The sequence below is a fragment of the uncultured Alteromonas sp. genome (assembly GCF_963976965.1).
Classification (GTDB): Bacteria; Pseudomonadota; Gammaproteobacteria; order Enterobacterales; family Alteromonadaceae; genus Alteromonas; species Alteromonas naphthalenivorans.
In genome coordinates, this window is record NZ_CAXBMP010000021.1 from 75,352 (window position 1) to 84,256 (window position 8,905).

Annotated in this window: 9 protein-coding genes; 3 read left to right on the plus strand and 6 right to left on the minus strand. The window is 44.5% G+C overall.

From position 1 onward, the window contains the following. Positions 1-19 precede the first annotated feature (19 nt). The 5 genes from lnt to miaB form a co-directional block, all read right to left on the minus strand. The gene (gene lnt, locus AAC006_RS15310; protein WP_244360822.1) at positions 20-1,528 is read right to left on the minus strand and encodes an apolipoprotein N-acyltransferase; all 1,509 of its coding nucleotides are present in this window, start codon (positions 1,526-1,528) and stop codon (positions 20-22) included. 5 nt (positions 1,529-1,533) lie between these two features. Then, positions 1,534-2,391, minus strand: coding sequence for a transporter associated domain-containing protein (locus AAC006_RS15315; protein WP_013784735.1), 858 nt, complete (start codon positions 2,389-2,391; stop codon positions 1,534-1,536). Positions 2,392-2,518: 127 nt separating this feature from the next. Next, a complete protein-coding gene (gene ybeY, locus AAC006_RS15320; RefSeq protein ID WP_129737558.1) occupies positions 2,519-2,986 on the minus strand; it encodes an rRNA maturation RNase YbeY in 468 nt (155 codons plus the stop codon). Further along, on the minus strand, positions 2,983-4,095 hold the full coding sequence (locus AAC006_RS15325; RefSeq protein WP_208805973.1) for a PhoH family protein: 1,113 nt from the start codon (positions 4,093-4,095) through the stop codon (positions 2,983-2,985). The genes ybeY and AAC006_RS15325 overlap by 4 nt, the downstream gene beginning before the upstream one ends. Before the next feature lie 26 nt (positions 4,096-4,121). Then, on the minus strand, positions 4,122-5,555 hold the full coding sequence (gene miaB, locus AAC006_RS15330) for a tRNA (N6-isopentenyl adenosine(37)-C2)-methylthiotransferase MiaB (protein ID WP_208806012.1): 1,434 nt from the start codon (positions 5,553-5,555) through the stop codon (positions 4,122-4,124). 352 nt (positions 5,556-5,907) lie between these two features. Between miaB and AAC006_RS15335 the strand changes: the two genes are divergently transcribed. Then, positions 5,908-7,164 (plus strand): FAD-dependent monooxygenase, encoded by a 1,257-nt coding sequence (locus tag AAC006_RS15335; RefSeq protein ID WP_126873905.1) that lies wholly within the window; start codon positions 5,908-5,910, stop codon positions 7,162-7,164. Beyond that, complete coding sequence (locus tag AAC006_RS15340) at positions 7,152-7,328, plus strand: hypothetical protein (RefSeq protein ID WP_013784730.1); 177 nt, start codon at positions 7,152-7,154, stop codon at positions 7,326-7,328. The genes AAC006_RS15335 and AAC006_RS15340 overlap by 13 nt, the downstream gene beginning before the upstream one ends. Before the next feature lie 465 nt (positions 7,329-7,793). On the opposite strand, the gene AAC006_RS15345 is transcribed toward AAC006_RS15340, so the two are convergent. Next, a complete protein-coding gene (locus tag AAC006_RS15345) occupies positions 7,794-8,375 on the minus strand; it encodes a TetR/AcrR family transcriptional regulator (protein WP_126873904.1) in 582 nt (193 codons plus the stop codon). 155 nt (positions 8,376-8,530) lie between these two features. Between AAC006_RS15345 and AAC006_RS15350 the strand changes: the two genes are divergently transcribed. Further along, the coding region (locus AAC006_RS15350) for a carboxymuconolactone decarboxylase family protein (protein ID WP_339891823.1) at positions 8,531-8,905 on the plus strand (375 nt) is incomplete at its 3' end.

Genomic DNA, 8,905 nt, shown 5'->3' on the forward strand with positions numbered 1-8,905 from the left:
CGACTAAGGCGCCACGTTTTTAATAAGCTTTAGCGCGCTTTCTCAACCAAATCGCAATGCCGAAAAACACCAGTACCAGCACCCATACGCCTATATCTTGAATCAGGTAATAGGGCGTGAAACCAGAGGTTGCCAACACAGGGGCAGTTAAACTTGCCGCTTCAAATTGAGGTAACCGTGCAGTTATATTGCCTTTGTGGTCAATAAAGGCAGTAACGCCATTATTGGTAGCTCGCACCACTGGGCGGCCAAATTCTACCGCACGCATTCGAGCAATGTCTAAATGCTGCGCTGGGCCGTGAGAATGGCCAAACCACGCATCGTTACTTACCGTAATAATCATGTCAGTAGTTTTGTAGATATTCGCGGCAACTTGCCTTGGAAAGGCAATTTCAAAGCAGATTGCTGGTGCTAAGTGAATACCGTTAGCAACAAGATTAGCTTGCTGAAAATCACCTCTGGCAAAAGAAGACATGGGTAAATCAAACAAAGGCGCTAAGGGGCGCAACCAATCTTCAAAAGGCACGAATTCACCAATGGGTAACAAATGGTGTTTAGCGAAACGATTGTTGTGGAAGTACTGATAATCTGGCGTTTTAGAATTGGGTGTTCTTTTGCCCAGCACTATCAAATTGTTCCAGGCCTCATCGGTTTCCCAATTATAATTCACAATGCCTGTGATAAGTGCGGTGTTCTCAGTAAAGGCGCGCGCATTGACTTGAGTCAAATAATCTAGCGCCAGTGGCTCTAGTTTTGGTACGGCTGCTTCGGGCCAAATTATCAAGTCGTTATCCCACAGCGGTTCCGTAAGGCTTAAATAACGGTTCATGGTAGGGGCGTCTTGTTCAGGTACCCATCGCAAAGACTGCGCAATATTACCCTGAGCCATCGCGACGTTATACTGCTGTTTAGGCGCAACCCATGTATGCTGACTGGCAATAAAACCGCTAATATACAAAGCTAAGCTAACCAAAACTGCGCCGGTGAAATGCCGTTTAGTACGGGACACGGCAAACAAGCTTGCACCGATAACTAGCAAGGCTGTTATGCCGGTTTCACCTATTATGGGTGCCCAACCCACTAGGGAACTATCGATTTGGCTATAGCCTAACGACAACCACGGAAAACCGCTTAACAACCAACTGCGTAACCATTCTGCGAATACCCAGAAAAAAGGTAAAGCCAGTGGCCAAAGACGATGTGGGAAATAGCGAGCGGTAAGCTTAAACGCAACTGCTGGAAACAACGCAAGGTAACTACATAATAAAACCATGAGGCCTATAGATGCAATTAGGGGTAAGCCACCGAAATCGGCAATGCTTACGTGTACCCAACTAATGCCCGAACCAAACCAGCCTAGCCCAAATACCCAGCCGGCTAAAAAAGGGCGATGTGGAAGTTTAATAACTTGCCTAATTCCTAACGCAAAAGCGGGGATAACAAGTGGCCAGATACCAAAGGGCGCAAACGCCAGCGTTAAGCTAGCGCCGCTTAGCAAAAGCAGTAAATAAGGAATGAACCGTTTCAACGGAGTTACTCCAGAGAGGCCACCGACACTTTAAGGTGTATAAGACGGCGTTTATCAGAGTTGGTTACCTTAAAGTGAATATCACCAATGGTAACTTCATCGTTCGTTTCAGGCATGTGCCCGAACGCTTTAAGCACTATACCGCCAATGGTATCGGCTTCTTCTTCGCTGAATTTGGTTTCAAAGAAGGCGTTAAATTCGTCAACAGGCGTTAACGCTTTAACTGAATAGGTCGATTTGTTCAGTGGGCGAATATCATCGGTACCGTCTTCTTCGGTATCGTATTCGTCTTCAATTTCACCAACAATAATCTCTAGTATATCTTCAATGGTAACAAGCCCAGACACACCGCCGTATTCATCCACAACAATGGCCATGTGATAGCGTTGTTGGCGAAACTCTTTCAGCAGTACATCTACACGCTTACTTTCCGGCACAATAACAGCAGGACGTAAAATATCACGTAAGTTTAGACTTTTTTCTGGATTAAACGCATAGCTTAGCAAGTCTTTTGCAAGCAGAATGCCTTCAATATGATCTTTATCTTCACTAATAACGGGGAAGCGGGAGTGGGCTGATTCCAACACGACAGGTAGGAATTCATCTACGTTTTTTTCAACGTCTATGGTGGTCATCTGCGCGCGTGGGATCATAATATCCCTAACTCGCATTTCGTTGACACCTATAACGCCTTCAATCATCTCCCGGGTTTGGGGATCGATGATTTCGTTCTGCTCGGCTTCAGTAATAACTTCAACCAGTTCTTGTTTGCTTCTCGGCTCGCCAGAGATAGAAAGTTTAAGTTTGTCTAACCAACTTTTTCCTTGGGAGCCGTTGGTAGAGTGAGGATTATCGTCGCTCATAATGTCCGCTAATTTATTGATACAACGTCAACGTTAAATGTCTTGGGGAGGGGCGTCAATGCTTTATTGTTTATTTGCACGTAAAATACGCAACTGCCCAAGTGTAACTTGTTGGCGCTATTGGGTTTTATTGATAAGGATTACCAATATTTAAAGATGCCAATATACGAATTTCTTTTGCTTCCATTATGTCAGCATCTGCATCGTCTATGTGATCGTACCCCAGAAGATGTAATATTCCGTGAACGACCATATGGGCATAGTGATTGGTGGGGGTTTTGTCTTGCTCTTCAGCTTCACGCATGATCACAGGTACACAAATAACTAAATCACCAAGTAAGTTCATTTCTATGCCTGGCGGCACTTCAAAAGGAAAAGACAGCACATTGGTAGGCTTATCTTTACCTCTGTATTCATGGTTTAGCGTTTGCGACTCTTCGTCATCGGTGAAGCGTACGGTAATTTCTTGCTCACCGGTATTTTCGGCAACCAGTACAGCATTCGCCCATGCTTCAATTTGCTCTAAAGAGGGAATGGCCTTAGCCATCACCTCGTCAGCTTCATAAGCTTGCTGGTAATCTACAATGGCTATCACTGGTTATCGCTATTTTGTTGTGCAGATGAGCTTTTTGATGAACTATTAGATGAAGCGTTAGCGTCAGCTTGTTCACGTTGAAGGCGAAGGGCTTCCTCTTTCTTCTCTTTGCGAACACGCTCTTGCTGGGCGTCATAATGTTCATATGCGCGAACGATTCTGGCCACAACAGGGTGTCTTACCACATCTTCAGCGTTGAAGAAGTTAAACGAAATATCGTCAACATTATCTAATACTTCAATAGCGTGACGTAAACCAGAGCGGGCGCCGCGAGGTAAATCAACTTGAGTAATATCACCGGTAATAACCGCTTTCGAATTAAAGCCAATACGGGTTAAGAACATTTTCATTTGTTCAACCGTGGTATTTTGACTCTCATCCAAAATAATAAAAGCATCGTTTAACGTACGGCCACGCATATAGGCTAATGGCGCTACTTCTATTACGTTACGTTCCATTAATTTTTCTACTTTTTCGAAACCTAGCATTTCAAATAAAGCATCGTAAAGCGGGCGTAAGTAAGGGTCTACTTTCTGTGAAAGGTCGCCTGGCAAAAAGCCTAACTTCTCACCCGCTTCGACAGCAGGGCGAGTAAGTAGAATTCTACGTATTTCTTGGCGTTCTAACGCATCAACTGCTGCAGCTACTGCTAAATACGTTTTACCTGTACCAGCAGGGCCTACACCAAAAGTGATATCGTAATTTAGAACGTTAGCCACGTATTGAGCTTGATTCGGGTTACGGGGCTTAATAACGCCGCGTTTCGTGCGAATGTGTACTTCTTTACCGAAATCGCCAGTGCCTGACTCTGTATCTTGCTCTAAAGCCGCGGCCTGTTGAATGGCTAAGTGTACTTGCTCAGGTTCAAGTTCAGGTAAGCGGCCTTTTACTGGCTGAGTTTCTACGTACAGTTGCTTGAGTAATTCAGTAGCACTTTGAATTTGGCGTGGTTCGCCTAACACCTTGAACGCATTGTTTCGGTAAGTAATTTCTACCCCTAACCTACGCTCTATTTGCTTAATGTTGTCGTTAAACGGCCCACACAAGTTAGACAAACGTTTTGTGTCTGCCGGCTCTAAATCAAATTCGTTACTTACCAATGTACTCAAACTACTGTATTCCTCACTTTTACTATTTATGCTGGGTTGAACTGGCCTACGCCTATCGCGTCAGGTAAATCAGCCTCGTGCTTGGCCATAATAGATTGGGGCGAAACAGCAACACGCAAGCCCATTTCATCTTCACGGCGAATAACATCACCACGTAATGAATTAGAGAATACATCTGTCACTTTCACATCTACGAATTCACCAATCATATCCGGCGTACCTTCGAAGTTAACCACGCGGTTATTTTCAGTACGGCCAGAAAGCTCCATAGGATTTTTCTTTGACGGGCCTTCTACCAAAATACGTTGTTCAGTACCTACCATATTACGCGCAATACGCAACGCTTGTTGATTAATGCGTTGCTGTAAAAGGTACAAACGCTGCTTCTTAGCGTCTTCGCTAACATCATCTACTGCGTCTGCTGCTGGTGTACCAGGGCGAGCACTGTAAATGAAGCTAAAGCTGAGGTCGTAATCAATGGCTTTTATAAGATCCATTGTGGCTTCAAAATCAGCATCGGTTTCACCTGGGAAACCAATAATGAAGTCGCTCGACATACTAATGTTCGGTCGAACTTTACGAAGCTTACGAATCTTAGATTTATACTCAATGGCGGTATGACCACGCTTCATTAAGTTAAGAATACGATCTGAACCACTTTGCACTGGCAAGTGAAGGTGATCTACAAGCTCAGGAATAGTGGCGTATACGTCGATAATATCGTCGGTAAATTCAACCGGATGCGACGTGGTATAACGAATTCTATCAATGCCATCAATGGCAGCAACAAGTTCTAATAACTCGGCAAAGCGACATACGGTTCCATCGTGGTTCTCACCGCGAAACGCGTTTACGTTCTGGCCTAACAAGTTAACTTCGCGTACACCTTGACCGGCTAGCTGGGCAATTTCAAGTAATACGTCGTCTACCGGACGGCTTACTTCTTCACCACGGGTATAAGGTACTACGCAGAATGTGCAGTACTTAGAGCAGCCTTCCATAATAGAAACAAACGCCGTTGGGCCTTCAGCACGGGGTTCAGGTAAACGGTCGAATTTTTCAATTTCAGGGAAGCTTACGTCGATAACCGACTTTTCACCGCCTTTAAGTTGGTTAATCATTTCGGGCAAACGATGCAAGGTTTGCGGGCCGAAAACTAAATCAACATAAGGGGCGCGCTGACGAATAACGCTACCTTCTTGAGAAGCTACGCAACCGCCCACGCCAATAATAAGCTCGGGTTTATCTTGCTTAAGGTTCTTCCAACGACCAAGCTGGTGGAACACTTTTTCCTGCGCCTTCTCACGAATAGAGCACGTATTAAGCAAGATAACATCGGCTTCTTCCGCAGTTTCTGCTGCAGAGTAGCCATGAGTAGAGTCGAGTAAGTCTGCCATTTTCTCCGAGTCGTACTCGTTCATTTGGCAGCCCCAGGTTTTGATATACAGCTTTTTAGTCATAACAACTAGTCGATAACCTGATAGAGTTCCCGTAAGCAATTGACTGGCGGTTGAAAATGCCACACGCTAACTAGGTTAGGTGTAATTTCTGGCAAAGCCTGCCACTGCAGTTTTGGGAAGATGTTCAAAATAGCCGCGTATTTTACCTGTTATAACGTCGAATGCCCAGTGTATTCACGCACATTCGCCGGAATTTAATGCACTGCCATCTTGCAAGGGCGGTGTGGCTGATATAAAGCATGAAGCAGAAAATATTAGTAAATTAAAATGGCGAACGTATTTGGGCTCACATTCGTATTATTTATTAGTGCAAAGCGAGTAAGCCATTGGGTAAGTAGAAGAGATTTGTAGTATGTATGATTTTTGTATAAATGGTGGTGGCATGGTTGGGGCTGCGCTTGCATTGGGCTTAGCGAAGCAGCAATACCGGGTAGCTATAATTGAGCCCCACTTGCCCAAAGCTTTTGACGAGGCCAGTAAGCCAGACTTAAGAGTATCTGCCATTAGTGATGCGTCTGTATCCTTGTTAACGTCGCTAGGCGCGTGGGAATACATTGAAACAATGCGCGTTAAACCCTATACGGGGCTAAGTGTGTGGGACGATCCCGCGCATCGAACAGACTTTACTGCAAAAAGCATTGATGTGCCTCAGCTAGGCTTTTTTGTTGAAAACCGTTTATTGCAATTAGGGTGTCATCAAGCACTAAAGGCGTTTGACAACGTAACATGGTTTACTGGCTGTAAGGTGACTGGTATCACACTTGGCAATAGCTCAGTTAGTAACTCAGTTGATAGCTCAGTCAATAGCTCGGCTGATTCTTCAGCGTCGTTGGCCCACGTCGCTACCCTCAGTCTTGATAGCGGCGAAACTATTCACGCTAAGTGGTTGATAGGTGCCGATGGTGCGGCCTCGCAAGTTAGGCAATCTGCAAATATTGGTGTATCGGGTTGGCAATACAGCCAACAAGCCATGGGTATAACCATTGAAATGGCAAACCCGGTTGACGCCATTACATGGCAAGAATTTACCCCTGAAGGCCCTAAAGCCTTTTTGCCAATGTTCGACAATTACGCCTCGTTAGTATGGTACGACTCGCCCGATGAACTTAAGCGGTTATCAACCCTCAATGCCGCACAATTAAAGCAAGCCATTATAGAAGCCTTTCCCAGTGAGCTAATTAAAGACGGCAACGACTTTACAGTACTAGATAAAGCTACATTCCCGTTAACCCGTGCACATGCTAGCCGCTATGTTACCGATAGGGTTATTTTGGTGGGCGATGCGGCCCATACCATTAATCCATTGGCAGGGCAGGGAGTTAACTTAGGGTTTAGAGATGTTGAAACCTTATTAGCGGTGACCGGCGATGGTATCGATTTAACGTCGCTAGCGTTTAAAAGCAGCTTAATAACAAGCTACGAAAAGCCACGCCAGCGTGATAATGCGTTGATGATGTCTGCCATGGATGGTTTCTATGGCTTGTTTAGTAACGATATCGGCCCCATTAAATGGTTCAGAAACCAATTACTTTCTGTGGCACAACACTTTGAGCCAGCTAAACGGGAAGTACTTAAATATGCGATAGGGATGCGAGAATGGAAGTTTTAATCATACTTGCCGTACTGTTCGGCGCACTTTTTATAGTAATACCACTTATCGAGCGCTCGAAAATGCGCATCAGTGACGAAGACACTGCCAAATGGGCGAAGTGGATTTGGCCGCTAATGGGCATCTTACTTGTTGCACAACTTCTGCGAATGCTGTTTAGTTAGTCTTTACTTGGCCCTTGGGAAAGCTTGCATTAGAAACGCGCGGTAAACCCATCCATGGGCGCTCTGCCACAGCATCCATGCTGTGGAAGGTTTCTAATGCAAGCTCTCACAATGCCCCAGATACATCGAGTGAAAAGCTAACATTCAGAAGTACGTGGTAAGCCCACCCAAAAGTACTCTGCTTTAGCATCCATGCTATGGAAGGTTTTTAATGCCCACTGTCCCAATGCCCTAGATGCACTGAGTGAACAGCTACCACTTAAAAACCCCGCATTAACTCATCCATGGGCGCTCTGCCACAGCATCCATGCTGTGGAAGGTTTCTAATGCAAGCTCTCACAATGCCCCAGATACATCGAGTGAAAAGCTAACATTCAGAAGTACGTGGTAAGCCCACCCAAAAGTACTCTGCTTTAGCATCCATGCTATGGAAGGTTTTTAATGCACACTGTCCATATACCTCTATCACTCAGGCCAAGAAGTTTTAAGGTCGATGAGTACTTTATCTATCATGGTTTCAATGGCGTGATCGTCGCTTTGCATTAACGCAAAAGTGCGAAGGCCTACAAATTGGTTTTGTAACCAATCTGCAGCTTTATCAACCGGTGTGCTGGTGGGAAGTGAATTGGTTTGCACGGCTTTTTCTACAATAGATTTGAAACATGCTTTCAAAGTGCTCATACCATCAAGCACAGACTGTTTTCCATTTTCACCCAACATCTCTAGTTCGGTAATAGACTTAATTAATAAGCATTGGCGCTGAAAGCGCATTTCTTCTGGGTTAATCAATTCGCTAACAAAAAATGCACGCAAAGCGTCAAGTGGGCAATCGGCATTAATAACAATGCTGAGTTTTTCTTGGCTGTTCGTAACATACTTTTCCACTACTAACTGGAATAAGCCCTCTTTACTTTTGAAGCGAGCGTAAATACTGCCGGGTCGCATATCTAGCGCTTGTTGAATGTCGCGCATACCAGCGGCCTGAAAGCCTTTTTGCCAAAAAAGCGTGGTGGCCTTCTCAATCACTTCAGACTCTACATATTTCATTCTGGTATACCTTATATTCGAATGTTTTGAACACTTGTTCAATTATGACTTGAACAAGTGTTCAAGTAAACCTATATTGTATTACATCAAAACGTAATCAGTATTTATTATCTTTTTAGTTACTGGTTTTCAGTTCACATCAATAGGAGAGTGACATGAGCGATTTTACATTACACACAGCAGATAGCGCACCTGAAGCAGCTAAACCACTTCTTGAGAATTCTCAAAAAGCTTTCGGTATGATCCCTAACTTGCATGCAGTAATGGCGGAAGCGCCAACGTTGCTTGAAGGTTATCAAGTACTTCACGGTTTGGCACAAGATACGTCATTTAATGCAGAAGAGCTTACTGTAGTATGGCAAGCGGTTAACGTAGAGCATGCGTGTCATTACTGTGTACCAGCGCATACTGGCATTGCTAAAAGCATGAAAGTAAGTGACGAGCTAATTGAAGAGTTACGTAACGACGAAACCCTTTCTGATGCCAAGCTAAATACCTTGAAAGATACCGTACTAGCAGTAACGCGTGGT

Coding starts and splice junctions, on each gene's coding strand:
- miaB (WP_208806012.1), bottom strand. CDS start 5,555: ATGACTAAAAAGCTGTATATCAAAACCTGGGGCTGCCAAATGAACGAG.
- AAC006_RS15315 (WP_013784735.1), bottom strand. CDS start 2,391: ATGAGCGACGATAATCCTCACTCTACCAACGGCTCCCAAGGAAAAAGT.
- AAC006_RS15335 (WP_126873905.1), top strand. CDS start 5,908: ATGTATGATTTTTGTATAAATGGTGGTGGCATGGTTGGGGCTGCGCTT.
- AAC006_RS15340 (WP_013784730.1), top strand. CDS start 7,152: ATGGAAGTTTTAATCATACTTGCCGTACTGTTCGGCGCACTTTTTATA.
- AAC006_RS15345 (WP_126873904.1), bottom strand. CDS start 8,375: ATGAAATATGTAGAGTCTGAAGTGATTGAGAAGGCCACCACGCTTTTT.